The organism is Streptomyces sp. NPDC043996 (assembly GCF_056435225.1).
This window is the reverse complement of record NZ_JBWKEY010000008.1, coordinates 459,877-479,415: the sequence shown is the minus strand read 5'-3', so window position 1 is coordinate 479,415 and position 19,539 is coordinate 459,877. Positions and strand designations below refer to the sequence as shown.

19 protein-coding genes are annotated in these 19,539 nt (G+C 72.2%); 10 read left to right on the top strand and 9 right to left on the bottom strand.

Translation table 11 applies throughout. The features are described from left to right. Window positions 1-38: 38 nt before the first annotated feature. Complete coding sequence (locus tag AC07A4_RS23185) at window positions 39-1,412, bottom strand: cryptochrome/photolyase family protein (protein ID WP_478601665.1); 1,374 nt, start codon at window positions 1,410-1,412, stop codon at window positions 39-41. Window positions 1,413-1,550: 138 nt separating this feature from the next. Further along, a complete protein-coding gene (locus AC07A4_RS23180) occupies window positions 1,551-3,119 on the bottom strand; it encodes an SDR family oxidoreductase (protein WP_478601663.1) in 1,569 nt (522 codons plus the stop codon). Between the two features lie 474 nt (window positions 3,120-3,593). Here AC07A4_RS23180 and AC07A4_RS23175 point away from each other — a divergent pair, with 474 nt between their 5' ends. From AC07A4_RS23175 to AC07A4_RS23155, 5 genes are all read left to right on the top strand, one after another. Further along, the gene (locus AC07A4_RS23175; RefSeq protein WP_478601661.1) at window positions 3,594-5,408 is read left to right on the top strand and encodes a sensor histidine kinase; all 1,815 of its coding nucleotides are present in this window, start codon (window positions 3,594-3,596) and stop codon (window positions 5,406-5,408) included. A 121-nt stretch (window positions 5,409-5,529) separates the two neighbouring features. Beyond that, window positions 5,530-5,949, top strand: coding sequence for a roadblock/LC7 domain-containing protein (locus tag AC07A4_RS23170; RefSeq protein WP_478601659.1), 420 nt, complete (start codon window positions 5,530-5,532; stop codon window positions 5,947-5,949). Beyond that, window positions 5,946-6,302 (top strand): DUF742 domain-containing protein, encoded by a 357-nt coding sequence (locus AC07A4_RS23165; RefSeq protein WP_478601657.1) that lies wholly within the window; start codon window positions 5,946-5,948, stop codon window positions 6,300-6,302. Before AC07A4_RS23170 ends, AC07A4_RS23165 begins: the two co-directional genes overlap by 4 nt. Next, the gene (locus AC07A4_RS23160) at window positions 6,283-6,903 is read left to right on the top strand and encodes a GTP-binding protein (RefSeq protein ID WP_478601655.1); all 621 of its coding nucleotides are present in this window, start codon (window positions 6,283-6,285) and stop codon (window positions 6,901-6,903) included. Before AC07A4_RS23165 ends, AC07A4_RS23160 begins: the two co-directional genes overlap by 20 nt. Beyond that, window positions 6,900-8,165 (top strand): cytochrome P450, encoded by a 1,266-nt coding sequence (locus AC07A4_RS23155; protein WP_478601653.1) that lies wholly within the window; start codon window positions 6,900-6,902, stop codon window positions 8,163-8,165. The genes AC07A4_RS23160 and AC07A4_RS23155 overlap by 4 nt, the downstream gene beginning before the upstream one ends. Before the next feature lie 48 nt (window positions 8,166-8,213). Here AC07A4_RS23155 and AC07A4_RS23150 read toward each other — a convergent pair whose 3' ends face one another. From AC07A4_RS23150 to AC07A4_RS23120, 7 genes are all read right to left on the bottom strand, one after another. Next, on the bottom strand, window positions 8,214-9,440 hold the full coding sequence (locus tag AC07A4_RS23150) for a cytochrome P450 (protein ID WP_478601651.1): 1,227 nt from the start codon (window positions 9,438-9,440) through the stop codon (window positions 8,214-8,216). A gap of 198 nt (window positions 9,441-9,638) precedes the next feature. Continuing rightward, window positions 9,639-10,739, bottom strand: coding sequence for a zinc-binding dehydrogenase (locus tag AC07A4_RS23145; RefSeq protein WP_478601649.1), 1,101 nt, complete (start codon window positions 10,737-10,739; stop codon window positions 9,639-9,641). Between the two features lie 134 nt (window positions 10,740-10,873). After that, a complete protein-coding gene (locus AC07A4_RS23140; RefSeq protein ID WP_478601647.1) occupies window positions 10,874-11,812 on the bottom strand; it encodes a 3-oxoacyl-ACP synthase III family protein in 939 nt (312 codons plus the stop codon). Continuing rightward, entirely contained in the window at window positions 11,809-12,057 is a 249-nt protein-coding gene (locus tag AC07A4_RS23135) for a phosphopantetheine-binding protein (RefSeq protein WP_478601645.1), read from the bottom strand. Before AC07A4_RS23135 ends, AC07A4_RS23140 begins: the two co-directional genes overlap by 4 nt. 52 nt (window positions 12,058-12,109) lie before the next feature. After that, on the bottom strand, window positions 12,110-12,358 hold the full coding sequence (locus AC07A4_RS23130) for a biotin/lipoyl-containing protein (RefSeq protein WP_478601643.1): 249 nt from the start codon (window positions 12,356-12,358) through the stop codon (window positions 12,110-12,112). Beyond that, on the bottom strand, window positions 12,355-13,335 hold the full coding sequence (locus AC07A4_RS23125; RefSeq protein ID WP_478601641.1) for an alpha-ketoacid dehydrogenase subunit beta: 981 nt from the start codon (window positions 13,333-13,335) through the stop codon (window positions 12,355-12,357). Before AC07A4_RS23125 ends, AC07A4_RS23130 begins: the two co-directional genes overlap by 4 nt. Continuing rightward, window positions 13,335-14,246 (bottom strand): thiamine pyrophosphate-dependent dehydrogenase E1 component subunit alpha, encoded by a 912-nt coding sequence (locus AC07A4_RS23120; RefSeq protein WP_478601639.1) that lies wholly within the window; start codon window positions 14,244-14,246, stop codon window positions 13,335-13,337. Before AC07A4_RS23120 ends, AC07A4_RS23125 begins: the two co-directional genes overlap by 1 nt. A 701-nt stretch (window positions 14,247-14,947) precedes the next feature. On the opposite strand from AC07A4_RS23120, the gene AC07A4_RS23115 reads away from it, so the two are divergent. From AC07A4_RS23115 to AC07A4_RS23095, 5 genes are all read left to right on the top strand, one after another. Further along, entirely contained in the window at window positions 14,948-15,163 is a 216-nt protein-coding gene (locus tag AC07A4_RS23115; RefSeq protein WP_478601637.1) for an MbtH family protein, read from the top strand. Between the two features lie 259 nt (window positions 15,164-15,422). Further along, on the top strand, window positions 15,423-16,145 hold the full coding sequence (locus AC07A4_RS23110) for an LmbU family transcriptional regulator (RefSeq protein ID WP_478601635.1): 723 nt from the start codon (window positions 15,423-15,425) through the stop codon (window positions 16,143-16,145). Window positions 16,146-16,223: 78 nt separating this feature from the next. Then, window positions 16,224-17,810: an amino acid adenylation domain-containing protein gene (locus tag AC07A4_RS23105; protein WP_478601633.1), complete on the top strand. Its 1,587-nt coding sequence runs from the start codon at window positions 16,224-16,226 to the stop codon at window positions 17,808-17,810. A gap of 34 nt (window positions 17,811-17,844) precedes the next feature. Next, on the top strand, window positions 17,845-18,075 hold the full coding sequence (locus tag AC07A4_RS23100; protein ID WP_478601631.1) for a phosphopantetheine-binding protein: 231 nt from the start codon (window positions 17,845-17,847) through the stop codon (window positions 18,073-18,075). Window positions 18,076-18,308: 233 nt separating this feature from the next. Further along, window positions 18,309-19,496 carry an NAD(P)/FAD-dependent oxidoreductase gene (locus AC07A4_RS23095; RefSeq protein ID WP_478601629.1) on the top strand — a complete coding sequence of 396 codons (1,188 nt, stop codon included), beginning with the start codon at window positions 18,309-18,311 and terminating at the stop codon, window positions 19,494-19,496. Window positions 19,497-19,539 lie beyond the last annotated feature (43 nt).

Here is a 19,539-nt window from a genome sequence, read left to right as displayed (position 1 = left end):
CGGCAGCCCCGACCGGCGGTCCCGCCGCGGCGGGCCGTTCAGGCGCGGCCGCGGGCCCGCTTGAACCGCGCGAGGCCGTCCGCGAGCTCCACCACCGGGTCGGGGTAGTCGTAGGCGGCCCGGTCCGGGCCCGTCAGCTTCCACGGCTCGTGCACGGCCGGAGCGGCGAGCCCCTCGAGCTCGGGCACCCAGCGCCGCACGTACCGGCCGTCGGGGTCGTACCGCTTGGCCTGGGTGACGGGGTTGAGGACGCGGTTGGGGCGTGTGTCCGTGCCGGTGCCCGCCATCCACTGCCAGTTGAGCTGGTTGTTCGCGACGTCCCCGTCCACGAGCAGCGACAGGAAGTGCTCGGCGCCGACGCGCCAGTCCACGTACAGCGTCTTGGTGAGGAAGCTCGCGGTGAGCAGGCGGCCCCGGTTGTGCATCCAGCCCTCGTGCCGCAGCTGCCGCATCGCCGCGTCGATCAGCGGGTAGCCGGTGCGGCCCTCCCGCCACGCCGCGGCCTCGGCGCGCGCCGCCTCGCCGGAGCGCCAGCGGTCGCGGTGCGTGCGGTAGTCCGCGAAGGCCGCGTCCGGGCGGGCCGCGAGGACCTGGCGGTGGAAGTCCCGCCAGGCCAGCTGGCGCACGAAAGCGGCGGCGCCCGGGCCGTCCTCGCGGCGCGCGCGGTGCGCGAGTTCCACCGGCGACAGGGACCCGAAGTGCAGGTGCGGGGAGAGCCGCGAGGTGGCGTCGGCGGCCAGGTCGTCGTGGACCTCCTCGTACCCGGCGAGGCCCGCGCGCCGCCAGGACGCGAACCGGCTGCGGCCCTGCCGCTCGCCGCCGGGCGCGAGCCCCGGCGACACCCCGGCGACCGCCGCGCGCTCCGGCAGCGGCTCGGAGCCCACGCCGTCCGGGACGCGCACGGCGCGCGGCGCCGCGAGCACGTCCCGAGGGCGCTGCCCCGACCAGTGCCGGAAGTACGGCGTGAACACGGCGAAGTGGTCCGATGCGGCCGGGGTCACGGCGCCCGGCGCGACGACCGTGCCCACGGTGTCGTGGACGAGGAGCCTGCGCCCCATGGCCTCCAGGGCCGTGCGCAGCCGCTCCTCGCGGCGGTGCGCGTACGCGCTGTGGTCGGCCGCCATGTGGACCTCGTCCGCGTCGGACTCGGTGACCGCCCCGCACACCTCCTCCACGAGGTCGCCGGAGCGCACGACGAGCCGCCCGCCGCGCTCGCGCAGGCCCGCGTCGAGGTCGGCGAGGCAGTCGGCGAGGAACGCCAGGCGGTTGGGCGCGGCGAACCCGGCGGCGGCCACGGCCCGGTCCCGTACGAACAAGGGCACCACCTCGTCGCCGGACGCGAGGGCGGCCCGCAGCGGGGGATGGTCGTGCAGGCGCAGGTCCGACGTGAACAGGACGACCGAGACGTTCATGGGCGCGACTCCTCGCTGACGGTGTGCCGGGCCGGACGGGGTCGCGCCCCCGCCCGGCCCGTGGTGGTCTTCCGCTGCCCCTTCCTCCGGCGGGGGCCGCGCGGATGCGGTGCCGCCCCGCTCGCGGGCGGCCGTCCCTCAGGACCCGCCCGCCCGGCCGCCGTGGCCGCCCGCTGTCGCGGCGGTACGGGTGATGCGGCGGGCCATGCCGCCGAAGACGACCGCGTGGAACGGCGAGACGCTCCACCAGTAGGCGTGGCCCAGCAGGCCGTGCGGGTGGAACACGGCCCGCTGCCGGTAGCGGGAGCGGCCGCCGTCCACGGGCTCGACCCGCATCTCCAGCCAGGCGAGGCCCGGCAGGCGCATCTCCGCCCGCAGCCGAAGCAGCCGCCCGGGCTCGATCTCCTCAACCCGCCAGAAGTCGAGCGAGTCGCCCACCCGAAGCCGGGCCGCGTCGCGCCGCCCCCGGCGCAGGCCGACGCCGCCCACGAGGCGGTCGAGCCGGCCGCGCGCCGCCCAGGCGAGCGGGAAGGAGTACCAGCCGTTCTCCCCGCCGATGCCCTCGACCACGCGCCACAGCGCGGCGGGCGGCGCGTCGGAGGTCAGCTCCCGCTCGTCGGTGTAGAGGCTGCCCCCGGCCCAGTCGGGGTCGGTGGGCAGCGGGTCGCTGGGGGCGCCGGGCGTGGCGGCCGAGGACCAGCGGGTGTCCACGCGCGCGTCGCGCACGCGCTGGAGCGCGAGCGCGACGGCCTCGTCGAAGCCGACGGGGTGGCCCGGGGGGCTTGGCACGTACCGCTCGATGTCGTGCTCCCGGCAGACCACCTCGTGGCGCAGCGACTCGGTCAGCGGGCGCGCGATCGACCGCGGGACGGGCGTGACGAGCCCCACCCAGTGGCTGGACAGGCCCGGGGTGAGCACGGGCACGGGCACGATCACCCGCCGGGGCAGGCCCGCGACGGCGGCGTACCGCAGCATCATGTCCCGGTAGGTGAGGACGTCCGGGCCGCCGATGTCGAAGGCCCCGCTGACGTCGGCGGGCATGCGGGCGCTGCCGACCAGGAGCCGCAGCACGTCCCGGACCGCGATCGGCTGGACGCGGGTGCCCACCCAGCGGGGCGTGACCATCACCGGCAGCCGTTCGGTGAGGTGGCGCAGCATCTCGAAGGAGGCGGAGCCGGAACCGATGACGACGGCCGCCCGCAGCACCGTGGTGGGCACCCCCGAGTCCAGGAGCGCGCGGCCGACCTCGGACCGGGACCTGAGGTGCGGCGAGAGCTCGCGCTCGGGCACCCCGGCCGGGGTGAGGCCGCCGAGGTAGACGATCCTGCGCACCCCGGCGGCCCGCGCCTGCTCCCCGAAGACGCGGGCCGCGCGCAGGTCGGTCGCCTCGAAGTCCGTGCCGGTGCCCAGGGCGTGGACCAGGTAGTAGGCCACGTCGACGCCGCTCAGGGCGGCGCGCGTGGAGGCGGCGTCGGTGACGTCGCCGCGCACGGCCTCCACGCGGTCCGCCCACGGGTGGTCGCGCAGCTTGCCGGGGGAGCGGGCCACGCAGCGCACCCGGTGCCCCGCGGCGAGCAGTTCGGGCACCAGACGGCCGCCGATGTAGCCGGTCGCGCCGGTCACCAGACAGGTCAGGGGCTCGTGAGCCGACGACGGGCCGGACACGGGGCCGGTCGCGGAGTCGGGCGCGGGGTCGGGGGCGCTCATGCGTCTCCTTGGATCGGGGTCGTCGGCGACAGGTTCCGGCGGTGTTTGGCTGAAAATCATCGCTGTATGGTCCGTACTTGAACTCCTATGTTTGCGTGAGGGGCGCGGGATGGCGGGATTTGACGGCTCATCGGGTAGATAGGGCGTTCTAGTCAGAGAAACTGATGACTCGTGACGAGCCGTGACCGGCGGCGGAAACGTTTGGGTCGGTCGTACGGGCCTGACCGCGCGCCGCCTTGACGCGGCGCGTCCTTTAACACGCCCTCGCGCGCGGCGGTCCCTTTCGCGACGAAGCCAACGAGGCGGAGGCTCCGGTTCACCATGCCTGCCCGCACCACACGATCTTGGGATTAGCATGACCGTGCGCAGCCGTCGGAGCGCCGTGTCGCGAAGCGGCCTCCCTGACGGCGGCGAGGTGAGGGCGGGCGATCAGCTCGCATCCCGGTGCGGAGACCGAGGGGTCACGGAATGACAATGTCCGCTGATGGGCGCCCGTCCGGCATAGCCGGAACCCCGCGCTCGGCGTCGTCGCTGCCGCTGCTCCTGCTCGGAGCGGCCGCCGTGGCCGGAGCCGGAGCGGCGGGGCTCGCCCCGGACGCCGCCCGGAGCTGGGTGGCCGCCGTGGCCGCCGTCGGCTGGCTGGCCCTGGCCCTGCTCGTCTGGACCGGGCGCGCCACCACGTCCCGGCTGCGGGCGCACGCCGCCAAGGTCGAGGGCGAGCTCGACGGCGCGAGGACCCAGTTGGGCGCCCGCGGCGCCGAGGTCATCCACCTGGCACAGGTGACCGTGCCGACGGTGGCGCGGGCCCTGCGCGAGGGCGGCGGACCACAGGACGCCCTCAGCCAGATCCGGCCGCCCGCCGAACCCTCCCACCGCGAACTCCTGAACGTGTGCCTGACCGCCCTTACCGACGCGGAGCGGCGCGCCGCGAGCGCCGCCGCGGCCGCCCAGCGCACCGGCGGCGACCTGGCCCGGATGACCGAGGACGTACGGTTCCTCGCCGCCGAGACCCTGCCCGGCGTCGTGCGCACGCTGCGCGAGGGCGCCTCGGTGGACCGCGTCCTCGCCCAGACCGCGTGGCCCGCCGACCCCACGCTGCGCGAGCTGACCGAGGCCGCCGTGCGGGAACTCGCCCTGAGCGAGCGGCGCGCGGCCGCCGCCCAGGCCGCGAGCGCCAAGGCCCTCAGCCGGGTCCAGGCCAAGTCCGTGAGCATGCTCGCCGACCTGCGCGACATGCAGGACCGGCACGGCGAGCAGGTCTTCGGCGACCTGCTCAGGATCGACCACAGCACCTCCCAGCTCGGCCTGATGACCGACCGCCTCGCGCTCCTGATGGGCGGCCGCTCCAGCCGCGCCTGGAACAAGCCGATCGTCATGGAGAGCATCCTGCGCGGCGCCGTGGGACGCATCGCCGCCTACCAGCGCGTGCGGCTGCACAGCTCCAGCAAGGCGGCCGTCGTCGGCTTCGCCGCCGAGGGCGTCATGCACCTGCTGGCCGAGCTGATGGACAACGCGGCGAACTTCTCGCCGCCCACCGACGAAGTCCACGTCTACGTCGAGGAGTCGCGCACCGGCCTCGTCGTCACCATCGAGGACAGCGGCCTGCGCATGTCCGAGGCGGCGCTGCGCCGCGCCAAGGAGTCGGTGTCCGGGCAGGCGGCCGACCTCGCGCTGCTCCAGGGCACCCGCCTCGGCCTCGCGGTCGTCGGCCGCCTGGCCGCCAAGTACGGGGTCAGCGTGAACTTCCGCCCCTCCGCGCGCGGCGGCACCGGCGTCGTCGTCCTGCTGCCCCCGCAGCTCCTCGCCCAGCAGGCCCAGCAGGCCCAGCAGACCCCGCAGACCGAGCAGGCCGACAGTGCCCGCACCGCGGCGGCGCCCGCCGCGGGGACCGTGGCCGCACCCGCATCCGTACCCGTACCCGTACCGGAATCCGCGCCGGACCCGGCCGCCGCCCCCGCCCCCGCTCTCGCCGCCGACCCCACCGCCGACGCGTCCGATGCCGCGCGCGACGGCGTGACGGCCACCCCCGGCGGGCTGCCCGTGCGCCGCCCGGGCCGCACGATGGCCGCCGCGCACCCCACGCGGCCCGGCCAGGACCGGCGGGACGGCGAACGCGGCGGCGAACGCGGCGGCCACGACGGCCAACGCACCGGTGCGGACGGCGTGCCGTCGCAGGCGGCTCCGCGTCCCGCACGCGATATCGGGGCCCGCTTCGGGGCCTTCCACCGCGCCCGGCGGTCCGCCGCCGACGACACCGGCGAGACCCCACGGCCGCCGCGCGCCGAGTAGCCGCCCGCCCGCTCGCGGACCGGCCCGCCCGGCCGCCTGGACCGCTTCTCGACCCCCGCCCCGCACACCGAAAGGGAGGCACGGGCGTTCGCACCCCCCGGTGACGGCCCCGGCACACACCATGACGACCACCGACAACAGCCTGAACTGGCTCCTGGAGACCCTGCTCGACTCCACCCCCGGCACCCGGCACGCCCTCGTGCTCTCACGGGACGGCCTGAAGCTGTGCTGGAGCCCCGGCCTGACCCTGGACCAGGCGGACCAGCTCTCCGCGATCTGCTCCGGCATGCAGGCGCTCGCCCAGGGCGCGTCGATGGAGTTCGGGGACGGCACGGGCGGGGTGCGGCACTCCATGACGGAGTTCCACGGCGGCCTGCTGTTCGTCGTGGAGGCCGGACAGGGCGCCCACCTCGCCGTCATCGCGGATGAGGACGCCGACCCCGGAGTGGTCGGCAACCAGATGACGCAGCTCGTCGCGCAGATAGGGGACCACCTGCGGGCCGAACCCCGCGACCAGGGCCACCCGAACGCCGCGTCATGACCCGGCGGCCCGTCGACGTGGGCGACCCGGACCGGCTGTACACCATCACCGGCGGCCGCAGCCGCACCGACGGCGGCCAGTTCGACCTCGTGACGCTGATCGTGGCCGAGTGCGAGCCGTCCGCCGGCCAGCAGTCGGAGCACGCGCGCATCCTGGAGCTCTGCCGCCACCCGACGGCCGTCGTCGAGATCGCCGCCGAGCTCTCGCTGCCCGTCACGGTCGTCCGCATCCTCCTGGAGGACCTGCGGGCCACCGGCCGCATCACCCCCCGACACCCCCGCGTGGCGTCGTCCGCCGCGCTGCCCGATTCCGCTCTTCTCACGGAGGTGCTCGATGGACTCCGCAACCTCTGAGCCGCCGCCCGCGACCCGGACACCCCTGCGCGACACGGCCGAGTCCGGCCTGAAGATCGTCGTCGTGGGCGGCTTCGGCGTCGGCAAGACGACCCTGGTCCGCTCGGTCAGCGAGATCCGCCCGCTGAACACCGAGGAGGTGATGACGCGCGCGGGCGAGGACGTCGACCAGGTGCCGACGGAGTCGGCCAAGAACACCACCACCGTCGCCTTCGACTTCGGCCGCATCAGCCTCAACGACCGCCTGGTGCTCTATCTGTTCGGCGCGCCGGGACAGAAGCGCTTCTGGTTCCTGTGGGACCGCCTGTTCTCCGGCACCCTCGGCGCGGTCGTGCTCGTCGACACCCGCAGGATGGACGACTCCTGGTACGCCATCGACCGCCTCGAACACCACGGCACGCCCTTCGTGGTGGCCGTGAACCGCTTCGACGGCGACCACGCGTACCACTCCCTCGACGAGATCCGCACCGCCCTCGCCCTGCCCGGGCACGTCCCCCTCGTCGACTGCGACGCCCGGGTCCGCTCGTCCGGCAAGGACGTGCTCATCACCCTCGTCGACCACCTCCACCACCTGGCACGGGAACGGGAACTGACAGCATGACCGAAGCGACCGGACCGGCCGCGCCCGGCACTCCACCGCCCGGCTGCCCCGCCCACGGCGACGCGGTGCGCCTGAGCGGCCTGGAGTACCAGCAGACCCCCTTCGAGCTCTACCGCGGCCTGCGCGGCCGGTACGGTTCCGTCGCCCCCGTCCTGCTGGACGGCGACGTGCCCGCCTGGCTGGTGCTCGGCTACTCCGAGGTCAGCTACGTCACCGCGCACGACGAGCTGTTCGCGCGCGACTCGCGGCGCTGGAACCAGTGGGACCGCATCCCCGCCGACTGGCCGCTGCTGCCGTTCGTCGGCCACCAGCCCTCCGTCCTGTTCACCGAGGGCGCCGAACACCGGCGCAGGGCCGGGGTGATCACCGAGGCGCTCGAAGGCGTCGACCAGTTCGAACTCGGCCGCGAGTGCGTCCACATCGCCGACCAGCTGATCGCCGCCTTCTCCGGCCGCGGCGCCGCCGAGCTCATGAGCGCCTACACCCATCCGCTCGCCATGCGCGCCGCCGTGCACATGGTCGGCATGCCGCCGGGCACCGCCGACACCGAGGGCCTCGTCGAGGACCTGCGCATGTCCCTGGACACCGCCGAGGGCGACGACCCGGTCGCCGCGTACGGGCGGGTCGGGGCGCGCGTGCACCAACTGGTCAAGGAGCGACGCGAGCGCCCGGCGGCCGACGTCACCTCACGGATGCTCCAGCACCCCGCCGGGCTCACCGACGAGGAGATCGTCCAGGACCTGATCTCGATCATCGCCGCCGCCCAGCAGCCCACCGCCAACTGGATCTGCAACACGCTGCGGCTGCTCCTGACCGACGAGCGGTTCGCCCTGAACGTCTCCGGCGGGCGCCTGAGCGTCGGCCAGGCCCTCAACGAAGTGCTGTGGGTCGACACCCCGACGCAGAACTTCATCGGGCGCTGGGCGGTGCGCGACACCCAGCTGGGCGGGCGCCAGATCCGCGCGGGCGACTGCCTGGTCCTCGGCCTCGCCGCGGCCAACTCCGATCCGCAGCTGTGGCCGGGGGCGCGGGTGGGCTCGGAGAACTCCGCGCACCTGTCCTTCAGCAACGGCGAGCACCGCTGCCCCTACCCGGCGCCGCTGCTCGCGGACGTTGTCGCCCGCACCGCCGTCGAGACGCTCCTGGAGCGGCTGCCGGACCTGGTCCTCGGCGTCGACCCGGCGGCGCTCACCTGGCGGCCCTCCGTGTGGATGCGCGGCCTCACCGCGCTGCCCGTCCAGTTCACGCCGGTGGCGCAGTAGAGGTCGGCGTTCCGCCCGCGCGCGGGCGGAACGCCGGAGGTGGGCGCGTCAGCGCGCCACCGGGGTGAAGACCACCGGCAGCGTCCGCGGACCCCGGGTGAACACCCCGTGCTCCGTCGGCGTGAAGCCGTCCGCGAACCGCAGGTCGGGCAGGGCGTCGAGGAGGTCGTTGACGCCGGTCTCGACCTCCGCGCGGGCCAGCAGGGCGCCCACGCAGAAGTGCCGCCCGAGGGCGAAGGCCAGGTGGTCCGCGGCCGCGGTGAAGGCGGTCGTGGCGGTCAGGTCGTCCCGGTGGATGTCGAAGCGGTCCGGGTCGCGGTAGCGGGCGCCGTCCCGGCCCGCCGCGCCGATCAGGCAGGTGACGGTGGCCCCGGCCGGGACCGTGCCGCCGGCAAGATCCACCTCCGCCGCCGTCTGCCGCATGATCATGTGGACCGGGGGCGTGTAGCGCAGCGTCTCGATGAACGCCCGCTCGACGAGGGACCGGTCCGCGCGCACCGCCGCGAGCTGCTCGGGGTGCGCGAGCAGGTTCGCGACGACGCTCGCGATCGCCTTGTCGGTGGTCTCGCCGCCCGCCGCGAGCAGCAGGCTGCAGAACGCCTTGACGTCCTCGTCGCTCATGCGGACCCCGTCGACCTCGGCGGCGCACAGCCGGGACAGCAGGTCGTCGCCCGGCTCCTCGCGCCGCCGCCGGATGATGGGGAGCAGGTACGCGGCGAACTCCACGCGGGTGCGCTCGCCCGCGGTGGTGACCTCGGGGTCGCCCGCGAGGTTGCCGAGGAAGGCGATCACGTTGGTGTACCAGGCGTGGAACCGCGCGTGGTCGGCCTTGTCCAGGCCGAGCATGTCCGCGATCACGTTGACGGGGAAGCGGGTCGCGTACTGGGCCACGAGGTCGGCGCTGCCGCGCTCGCGGAAGGCGTCCACCAGCTCACGGGAGTTGCGGCGGATCACCGGCAAGAAGGTGTCCCGCAGCTCGTCGCCCCGGAAGGCCGGGGCGACCAGGGCCCGGCGCACCGCGTGCTCCCGGCCGCTCAGCTGCAGGATCGTGCGCCCGTGCACCGGCTCCAGCTGCCAGTCGTAGTTGTCGGTGGTGAACACCGACTCCTTGTCCTTGAAGACGCGCTCCACGTCGGCGTAGCGCGAGACGACATAGCTCTTCGTCGGCTCGTGCCACAGGAGCGGGGCGTGCTCCCGCAGCGCGCGGTAGACGGGGTAGGGGTCGGCGGCGAACTCGGCCGAGAGGATGTCCGGTATGGCCTTGGCAGGGGACACGGGGCTCCTTAGGGGAACAACGGGGGGCGGGGCCACCCTATTGATCAAGAAAAGGAACCGACAGATGTGAGGACCGGGATTCCGGGGACCGTGACGGGGCCGCGCCGGGGCCGCACGGGCACGGGAGCGGCCCCGGTGTCCGTGGGGACACCGGGGCCGTCTCTCTCACCAGCTGCAAGCGGTCAGAGCTCGAAGCGGTCAGAGCGGGTTCACGTGGTACATCGGGAAGTACGACGCGATGCGGCCGTTCCCGTAGTCGTCGGCCAGCTCGGGCACCCGGTCGAAGTCGTAGATCACGTCCGAGCCCTTCGGCGCCATCCAGCCCTCGGCCTCCTGGAAGTCCCGGATGGCAGGGGAGTCCTGGATCCGCCACACATGGGTATTGACCAGGATGTGCCGGCTGATGCACTCGGCGCCCCGCAGGTGCGACAGGCGCATCCCCGCCTTCCAGCCGCACGTCGTGACGACTCCCTCGCGGGCCAGGGAGTTCAGCGTCACGTCGTACAGCGGCTCGCCGATGTTGTCCACGAAGACGGCGACGCCGTGGCCGTCGCTGAGCTCGTTGACGAGGTCCTGGAAGGCCGCGACCGACGTCCGGCGCCGCTGGTGGCGCTCGCGGTCCGTGCGCTCCTCGCGCGTGGGCAGCGAAAGGGCGGGGAACTGGCGGCGGTCCACCGGGGTGATGCCGTTCTCCCGCAGGAAGGCGAGGCGTTCGTCCGAGCCCGCCGTCATCGCCACCCGGAACCCGGCGCGCTTGGCCAGCATCAGCTCGGCGAAGGCCACGCCGCCGCCCCAGCCGAACACCAGGTGGTTGGCCGGGTCGTCGTCGGGGACCTGCGTGCGCCAGCACCCGTACGCCTTGTTCCAGTTGTCCCAGGCGGTGAAGTACCGCCCGTAGGTGGCCCACTGGGGCAGGGAGTACGCGGAGCCCTCCGGGATCGGCAGGAGGATGCTCGCGTCCATCTTCGACCGCTTGGCCAGCAGGCCGATGGTGTTCGGGCAGTCGTAGGCGTAGGCGAGTTCGGCGTAGCCGAAGCGGTCGAGCTTGCCGAAGGGCAGGAGCATGCACAGGTCGCCCTCGCGGACCTGGATGTCCGTGCGGCCGCCCGTGTTCACCTGCAGCACGCGGACCACGCCCAGGTTGCCGAGGACCACCGAGTCCTCGCCGCGGCTGCTGCACACGTCGATGGGCGAACGGGCGAGCGCGTGGTCGACATTGGCCTCCCAGGAGCCGATGATCGGCTCCACCAGCGCCTCACCCTCCTCAAGCGGGCCGAAGGTGAACTGACCGTGGCGCAAGGCACCGCCGGGGCCGCCGTCGTTCGGGCCGGATACCGCACCGGAGTGCAGGACCCAGGCTTCTGGCGAGTAGATGACAACCTCCTGAGATCGAGTACGTCGAGTACCTAGTACCTTCGCGGGGGTACGGCCCGTCAGCGGGGCGCGGCGCCCGGCATCCGGTAGTCCACCGACACCCCGCCCCACGCCTCACCGGCGCCGTAGGCCACGGCCCCGAGCCGGCCAGCGGCGGGCAGGCCGCCGGCGTCCAGCTCCTCGGCGAACGCCAGTGGAATCGTGGCGGACGACGTGTTCCCGGAGTGCTCGATCCGGTTCACGAAGGGCACGCCGAGATGCTGGGTGAAGTTGCCGACCTGGTCCAGGATGCGGCCGTTGGCCTGGTGGCCGATGAGGACGGTCGGCGCGGGGCCGTGGTCGACGAGGTACTGCGCCGACTCCGACATCCGGCGCACGGCGCGGTCGTACACCTGCATCCCGTCGAGGTGGATGCCGCCCGCGTCGGTCTCCCGCATGAGCGCCTCCTGGGAGCCGTCGCAGCCCGCGGTGTGCCGGAAGCCCTCGAAGTCCGGGCGGTCCTCGATGAGGACGGCCGCGGCGCCGTCGGCGAAGATGGGCGCCGTCTGCCGGTCCTCGCGGTCCACCAGGCGGGACATGGCCTCCACCGAGCACACCAGGACCGAACGGGCCCGCCCGGCTTCGGCGAGCGAGAGCCCGGTGACCATGCCGTAGACGAAGCCGCAGCAGGCGGCGTTCATGTCGAAGGCGAGCGTCGCGGGCCCCAGGCCGATGAGCTGCGCCACCTTCTGCGCGATGCCCGGGACGCGCTGGCGCACCGTGGTGCTGACGACGACCAGGGCGCCGATCGAGGAGGGGTCGTCCATCCGGGTCGTGATCGGGGCGCAGGCCTCCGCCGCCACCTCCGCCAGCGGGGTCTCGTCCGGCAGCCAGGAGCGCGATGCGATGCCGCTGCGGCGCCGGATCCATTCGTCCGTCAGACCGATCGACTCGAAGTGGTCGTTGTCGATCCTGCGGCCGGCCTTCGCGGTGGCGATGTCGACGATGCCCGCGCTCATCCCCGGTTCGCCAGCTTCACGAAGTAGGTGCTGAAGTCGTCGAGGAAGGCGAAGCCCGCCGTCTCCCTCAGGTCGCCCTTGACCTGGAGTTCGCGCTCCAGCTGCTGGTGCAGCTCGACCAGGTCGAGGGAGTCGAGGTCGAGGTCGGCGACCGGCCGGCTGAGGTCGTCGGGGCCGAGCGCGGGGTCGCGCTCGCGCAGCTTGGCCAGCATGGTGTCCGCGATGCGGCTTTCGATGTCGCTCATGTTCCTTCTCCGCTCAAGTGACTGGATCTGTAAGGCTCGGGGCGCGGCGGCGCTAGTCGGTCGCCAACTGGTACAGCACCTCACCGGACTTGAGGATCGTCCCGGTCGTCGCGGAGTGGGCCGCGACCCGTCCGGCGCGCTCGGCCACGATCTCCGTGCTGGCCTTGTCGGTCTCGACGACCGCGATGACGTCGCCCCGCTCGATCTGGTCGCCGACCCCGGCGACCCACTCGACGAGCAGGGCCTCACCGAGGCCGTGCCCGAAGCTGGGAACGTGCATGTCCACGGGGGAGTCGCTCACTTCGTCATCACCAGCACCTCGTCCTTGATCTCCTGCACACTGATCAGATAGTCCTTCTCGAAATCCGCCGGGGGATAGACGCGCCGGTCGGGCGCGAGCCTGCGGACCGGGCCGCGGAGCGCGCCGAAGCCGTGCTCGGCCACGGACGCGGCGATCTCGGCGCCGATGCCGACGTCCTTCGACCCCTCGTGCACGATGAGGAGCCGCCCGGTGCGGCTGACCGACTCCAGGACCGTGCCCATGTCGAGCGGGGCCACCCAGCGCAGGTCCACGACCTCGACGTCGACGTCGGGGGCGAGCGCGTGCGCGGCTTCGAGCACCTCGTTGGTGACCGCGCCGTAGGTGGCGATGGTCAGGTCCGTGCCGCGCCGCACCACGTGGGCCGCCGTCGGCGACGCCGGGGGCTCGGGGGAGCGGGCGGGCCTGCTCCGCTTCCAGTAGAGGCGGATCGGCTCGTACATCACCACGGGCGAACCGAGGTTCACCGCGTAGCGCAGGATCTGGTCGGCGTCCTCGCCCGTGGAGGGGCAGGCCACCGAGAGCCCCGGGACGCGGGCGAACAGCGCCTCGTTGGACTCGCTGTGGTGCTCCACGCCCCGGACTCCGCCCGCGGTCGGGATGCGCACCACCAGGCTCGGGCTGACCTGCCCGTTCCAGCGGTCGGCGATCCGGGCCGCCTGGGTCACGAGCTGGTTCACGGCCGGGTAGGTGAACCCGTCGAACTGTATCTCGCAGACGGGTACGAGCCCGCTCATCGTCATGCCGACCGCCTGGCCGACGATGGTGGCCTCCGCCAGGAGCGAGTCGCGCACCCGGTCCGCGCCGAATCGTTCCCGCAGGCCGCGGGTCACCCGGAACACGCCTCCGAGGCGCCCGATGTCCTCGCCGAGCAGGAGCACGCGCGGATCGTTCTCGAGGAGGTCGGCGAGGGTAGCGTTGATCGACTCCGCGAGGCGGGCGGACTGCGGGGTGCTCATCACGCGTACTCCTTCATCAACCGCTCACGCAGTTCCCGGACTTCGGCGTCGACCGCGTCCAGCCATGCCTCGTCCACCAGGCCGAGGCCCTTAAGGCGGTCCGCGTAGGCGGCCACCGGGTCCGACGCCTTGGCCCGCTCGATGTCCTCGCGGCTGCGGTAGATCTCCTGGGCGTCGGTCGTGGAGTGCCCGTGGACGCGGTCCACGAGGATCTCGACGAGATAGGGCGCCCGCTCCTCGCGGATGTGGGCGGTGGCCCGGGCGCAGGCGGAGAAGACGGCCTCCGGGTCCTGTCCGGGGACGCGGACGGACTCGATGCCGAAGCCGCGGGCGCGCTCGGCGAGCGAGGTGCGCATCTGCTCCGCGGCCGGCTTGGAGATGGCCCAGCCGTTGTTCTGGCACACGAACAGGACGGAAGCCGACTCGACGGCGGCGAGGTTCATCGCCTCCGACATGTCGCCCTCACTGGAGGCGCCGTCGCCTATGTAGACGACGACGAGGTCCTCCCGGCCCTGCAGGCGCTGTCCGAGCGAGTAGCCGACGCCGTGCAGCGACTGCGCGGCGAGGACCAGTGTGTAGGGGAAGAACCGCAGTTCGCGCGGGTCCCATCCGCAGAAGGTGCGGCCCGCCCACTGGGCGACGAGCTCGGTCGGCGCCACGCCGCGCAGCAGGGCCACCGCGTGCTCGCGGTAGCTGGGGAAGACGGTCGCGGCCGGGCCCGCGGCGAGGGCGGAGCCCACCTGGGCGGCCTCCTGCCCCTCACAGGACAGCCACAGGTCGAGCGCGCCCTGCTTGTGGAGCTGACGGGCCTCCTCGTCGACGCCGCGCGCCACCAGCAGGTGGCGCAGCAGCGACCGTCGTGTGTCGTCGTCTGGATCTGTCGCGTACTCGGAGTCTGACTTCAAGACCATGGGTCACCAGTCGCAGGTTCGTCGATGAGCTGTCTGCCGTCGTACCGCGCGGAACAGCCATGGGGAACTGGTGTTCGTGTACGGGCGGTCGGGGACGGAGGTCCGACACCGCGCCGTCCGCGGCGCGGCTGCCGGTCGCCCGGGTCCCCGCGGCCGGACCACGCTCGCTGACCGGTGTCCGGCGGTCGGGTGCCGCCGCACAGCGTCGTCCATCAGGAATTCCTTTGCCCTCGTTGCGGCGCGAGCGCGGTCGCCGCCGCGCGACGGTGTTTCGGCTGGGGTAGGGCTGGTCCGGCATCTCTACTACGCGAGAGTCCGGGCCCCTGGCGAGCCACTCGCGAGTCGAAGACCGACCGCGCACTCTCGATCGCTTTGGCGGGAGGAGATTGCCTGAACCCGCTTTCGAGCAGGCCCGATTGGGGCCCACTGAGCGGTCATGGTGACACAGGATCAGGGCCCGCACCAGGAAATGCCTCCGGGGCCAGAGCCGGGCGGACAACCGGGAGGTCAGTGATCCTTTCGCCCTTGTGACGAGGGTGGTCGAGACCTACCGTGGCGTCTCGTTCCGGTCGCCGCGGACGCCAGGTGTCCTGTCGACGGGACGACGCCGATTCGGCGAAACCGCGCCGGTGCTGTTCTAGTACCCGGCCTGGCGATCTTTCATTTCCCGTCACTCCGTGACGACTTAAGGACGGTGGCAGTTGAGCACGAACCCCTTCGACGACGAGGACGGCCGCTTCTACGTGGTGATCAACGACGAGGAGCAGCATTCCCTGTGGCCGGTTTTCGCCGAGGTGCCCGCGGGCTGGCGGGTGGTCTTCGGCGAGGCGGCCAGGGCCGAATGCCTGGAGTACGTCGAGCAGAACTGGACCGACCTGCGCCCCAAGAGCCTGCGCGACGCCATGGCGGCGGGCTGAACGGATACGTCCGCTCGCCCGCGAGCGACGACGAGCCAGACACAGCAGCCAGGCGTGCCGCCCACCTCGCCAGGAGGGGTCCGGCAGCCTGCGGGAACCCGCGGAAACCCATGGAGTGACAGCGGGCATCCGCGGCGTACATGAGCAGGGTCACTGAGGTGGAACGACGGTGATCGCCGCCCGATGGCCCGGTCGAGCGGTCGGTGTCGCCCAGGCGAACACTCCGGTGGGGGGAACGAGGATGGTGGCGGGGCGTGCGGTGAGGACCGCGAGTGATCAGCGGGAGAGGCAGCCGGGCACCGGGGGCGAGATCGCGGAGCGCGACGTGGTGCTTTCGTTCGTGGGCAAGCAGGCGACGGTCCAGAAGTCCGGGATGATCCTGCCGCGGGACCTGTCGGAGCGGTCCTGGGAGCGGATCGGCTCCAGCCTGCGTGAACTCACCAACTCCTCGGCCTGGTGGCTGGGCGACTGGCTGGTCTTCGGGGAGACCACCTACGGGTGGCGCCGCTACCGGGAGGCCGTCGACCGCACCGGGCTCGACTACCAGACCCTGCGCAACTACGCCTGGGTGGCCCGGCGGTTCGAGCGTCACCGCAGGCGGGACAGCCTCAGCTTCGCCCACCACGCCGAGGTGACCCGGCTCTCGCCGCCGGAGCAGGACTACTGGCTCCGCGAGGCCGAACGGCGCAAGTGGTCGCGCAACGAACTGCGCAGGTCGGTCCGCGCGGGTCTGGCCGAGCAGAGCGGGCGCACCGCCCCCGCCCCGGGCGGCGACGCACGGCAAGAGGTACCCCAGCTGGCCGAGGCCGCGGCCGCCGACCAGCACAAGCGGCACGTCACCACGCTCACCATCGAGTTGTCCGCCGGGCAGCTCGACTACTACTCGCAAGTGGCCGCCGCGCACGGTCTGCCCGTCGCCACATGGGTGACCCAGGTGCTCGACGCCACCGATCAGCGCACCACCGATCGGCGCACCGCCTAGAGCCCCTGAGGCCACCCCGTTCCCCGGGGTGCGCGGTGGCACGCCCGGCTGGACACCCTTCACATTCGGAGTCAGTTGATGATCCTTCAGGGAAAGCGGGTCGCCCTGCCTTCGGCGCCCGTCGTCCACAGGCAGTTCGAGGCGAACGTGGACGCCGCCCCCGACGCCGTCGCGGTCTTGAGCGCCGGACAGCGGGTGACGTACGCGGAGTTGAACGCGAAGGCCAACCAGTTCGCGCGCTTCCTCAACGCGCGCGGGCACGGCCGGGGGGCGAAGGTCGGCGTCTGCCTCGACTACTCGGTCGACATGGTCGTCGCCGTCCTCGGCACGCTGAAGGCGGGCGCGGCCTATGTGCCGCTCGACCCGGCCTACCCGGCGGAGCGGCTCGAACTGCTCCTCGGCCAGATCCCCGATCTCGCCCTGATCGTGGCCTCCCCGGCGACGGCCGCGATGGTCGAGTCGGCGGCCGTGGAGGTCATCGACCTCCAGGAGCTGTCCGCGCACCTGGAAGGCCTCCCGGCGACCGGACCCGACGTCACCGTCACCGGGGACGACGTGTGCTACGCGGTGTTCACCTCCGGGTCGACCGGCACGCCGAAGCTGACCGCGGTGCGGCACGAGGGCTGGTTCAACCTGATGAACTGGCTGAAGCTCGAGTACGGCCTGCACAGCGGGTCCCACAACCTGGTCGTCAGCGCGTTCGGCTTCGACCTCTCCCAACGCGCCCTGATGACACCGCTGTTCTGCGGCGCCACCCAGCACTTGATGGCGAGCCGGAACTTCGACGTCCTGATGGCCTACCGCATGCTGAAGGAGCACGACATCCGCGTGGTGCACTGTGCCTCCAGCACGCTGTACCTGCTGGTGGACTGGGAGACCGCGCGCGGCGGTGACGCGCTCAGCTCGCTCGACTACGTGCTCTTCGGCGGGGAGCCGCTGAAGGTCGACCGGCTCACCGACTGGGCGGGGCGCGAGGGCAACACCTGCACCCTCCTGCACCAGTACGGCGTCGCCGAGTGCACGGACGTCGCGACGTCGTACGACCTGGCCGCCTACCGGCCCGGCGAGCAGGACGTCACCCCGGTCGGCAAGCCCGCCTACAACACCGACATCCACCTCCTCGACGAGGACCGGCGCGGCGTCGCGCCGGGGGAGCAGGGCGAGATCTGCATCTCGGGGGCCAGCGTCGGCGCGGGCTACCTCAACGGCAAGGGCCCCGAGAACGAGAAGTTCATGACGATCGACGTCGACGGGCAGCCGCGCAGGGCCTACCGCACGGGCGACCGCGGCTATGTGACCGAGGCCGGTGACCTCATCGTCCTCGGCCGGATCGACGCGCAGGTGAAGGTGCGGGGCATGCGCATCGACCCCACCGACATCGAGCGCGCGCTCGCCAAGCTGCCCGAGGTCAGGGAGGCCGCGGTGGTCATCACGTACCCCGGATCCGGCGAGGCCGAGCTGGTCGCGTTCCTCGTCCCCGCGGGGGACGAGGTGGTGGAGGGCGAGGTGCGCGCCAGCCTCCTGAAGACGCTGCCGCGGAACATGGTCCCGGCCCGGTTCGTGAACATCGAGCGGCTGCCGCTGAGCCCGCACGGAAAAGTGGACCGCAAGGCGCTGGCCGAAGCGCACATGAGCCAGTACGCCGCCAGCGGCACGACGGCGTAGCCGCCGGACCTGGATGACAACCGAGAGGACTGTGATGATCGCCGAAAAGGTGCGCGCCATTTGGTGCCGAGAACTCCAGCGTGATGAGATATCGCTCGACGACGACTTCTTCGCCCTGGGAGGTCAGTCCATCATCATGGTCAAGATTCAGGGCGCTTTCATGGATGAGTTGGGCGTCGAGGTCCCCGTCGACCAGATGTTCCTGAACCCGACGGTGGCTTCGATTTCCGCGTACATCGAATCTCTGGACGCGGTAACTCAATAGCCATCGGGCCCGGTTGGTGGCGTGTGCTGTCCCCAAGGTGAGACAGCGCACAACACCGGCGTCATGTGCATGAGCGCTAAATGTAATTTCCCCGCTAGTTCGGACGGCTAGCATCGCCCGCGTGCTCGGCCGCGGTCACTTCGTCCGCTGCGTCGATGGCACGCCCAATCGCCGTGGAATTTCCAGCCGTAGCCGCATGGGATCGAAAAACTACCTGGTAAGAGAGGCGCGCCATGTACGACGTGATTGTCATAGGTGCCCGTTGTGCGGGTTCGCCGACGGCCATGCTCTTCGCACAGCAGGGATATCGTGTCCTGCTCCTTGAGAAGGCACGTTTTCCGCAGGACACGCTGTCCTCGCACTACATCCACATGCAGGGCATGGCGCTGCTCAACCGGTGGGGGCTGCTCGACAAGCTCCGTGACGCGGGCTGCAAGAAGATCACCCGACAGCGCTACGAGGGCCCCGGCGTCAGCGTCGCCGGCTTCTCGCTCCCGCTCGACGGCCTGACCTACACCTACGCGCCCCGGCGCTACGTCCTCGACCCGGTCCTCGCCGAAGGCGCCGTGGAGGCCGGGGTGGAGTTCCAGGAGGGCTGCGCGGTCAACGACCTGGTGTACGAGGACGACCGGGTCGTCGGCGTGAAGTACACGACGCCGGAAGGCACCCAGACGACCGAGCGGGCCCGCCTGGTCGTCGGCGCGGACGGCATGCGCTCGCTGGTGGCCCGCAAGGTCGGCGCGCCCAACGTCATCGAGCACCCGCGGGTGTCCTGCACCTACTACAGCTACTGGTCCGGGGTTCCCGCGGACTTCGAGCTGTACGAGCGCCCGGGCCGCTGGATCGGCGTCATCCCCACCAACGACGACCTCACGCTGCTCATGACCTACTTCCCGCAGGACCAGTACAACGACGTCCGCAAGGGAGTGGAGCCCTTCTACCTCGACAGCTTCCGCAGCACGGCGCCCGCCCTCTTCGAGCGGATGCAGGCGGGCAAGCGCGAGGAGCAGCTGTACGGCACGGGCCACCAGGAGAACTACTTCCGCAAGGCCTACGGCCCCGGCTGGGTCCTTGTCGGTGACGCGGTCAACCACAAGGACTCCATCACCGCCCGCGGCATCACCGAGGCCTTCGTCCAGGCCCAGTCGCTCACCGACCACATCGGCGACCGGCTGCACGACGACGCCGCGCTCGGCACGGCGCTCAAGCGCTACGAGAACGACCTGAGCGGCGAGGCCCTCAGCCACTACCAAGGCGCGCTCAACGTGGCCGAACTCAAGCCCGAGGGGCGGGTCGACATGCTGCAGAAGCTGGTCGGACACCAGGAGCAGATCGACCGGTACTTCTCGACGCTGTCGGGGGCGTTGTCCATCGACGACTTCTACAACGACGAACTCTTGACCCTGCTCGACCTGAGCTGAGTGACGGCTCCCTCCCTGGTAGTCCTGCCGATATTGGAGAAAC

Bases quoted from the DNA above. Each gene is read 5' to 3' on its own strand.
- AC07A4_RS23100 (WP_478601631.1), top strand. From the start codon at position 17,845: ATGATCGCCGAAAAGGTGCGCGCCATTTGGTGCCGAGAACTCCAGCGT.
- AC07A4_RS23180 (WP_478601663.1), bottom strand. From the start codon at position 3,119: ATGAGCGCCCCCGACCCCGCGCCCGACTCCGCGACCGGCCCCGTGTCC.
- AC07A4_RS23120 (WP_478601639.1), bottom strand. From the start codon at position 14,246: ATGGTCTTGAAGTCAGACTCCGAGTACGCGACAGATCCAGACGACGAC.
- AC07A4_RS23175 (WP_478601661.1), top strand. From the start codon at position 3,594: ATGTCCGCTGATGGGCGCCCGTCCGGCATAGCCGGAACCCCGCGCTCG.
- AC07A4_RS23185 (WP_478601665.1), bottom strand. From the start codon at position 1,412: ATGAACGTCTCGGTCGTCCTGTTCACGTCGGACCTGCGCCTGCACGAC.
- AC07A4_RS23165 (WP_478601657.1), top strand. From the start codon at position 5,946: ATGACCCGGCGGCCCGTCGACGTGGGCGACCCGGACCGGCTGTACACC.
- AC07A4_RS23160 (WP_478601655.1), top strand. From the start codon at position 6,283: ATGGACTCCGCAACCTCTGAGCCGCCGCCCGCGACCCGGACACCCCTG.
- AC07A4_RS23095 (WP_478601629.1), top strand. From the start codon at position 18,309: ATGTACGACGTGATTGTCATAGGTGCCCGTTGTGCGGGTTCGCCGACG.
- AC07A4_RS23155 (WP_478601653.1), top strand. From the start codon at position 6,900: ATGACCGAAGCGACCGGACCGGCCGCGCCCGGCACTCCACCGCCCGGC.
- AC07A4_RS23105 (WP_478601633.1), top strand. From the start codon at position 16,224: ATGATCCTTCAGGGAAAGCGGGTCGCCCTGCCTTCGGCGCCCGTCGTC.
- AC07A4_RS23170 (WP_478601659.1), top strand. From the start codon at position 5,530: ATGACGACCACCGACAACAGCCTGAACTGGCTCCTGGAGACCCTGCTC.
- AC07A4_RS23125 (WP_478601641.1), bottom strand. From the start codon at position 13,335: ATGAGCACCCCGCAGTCCGCCCGCCTCGCGGAGTCGATCAACGCTACC.
- AC07A4_RS23135 (WP_478601645.1), bottom strand. From the start codon at position 12,057: ATGAGCGACATCGAAAGCCGCATCGCGGACACCATGCTGGCCAAGCTG.
- AC07A4_RS23140 (WP_478601647.1), bottom strand. From the start codon at position 11,812: ATGAGCGCGGGCATCGTCGACATCGCCACCGCGAAGGCCGGCCGCAGG.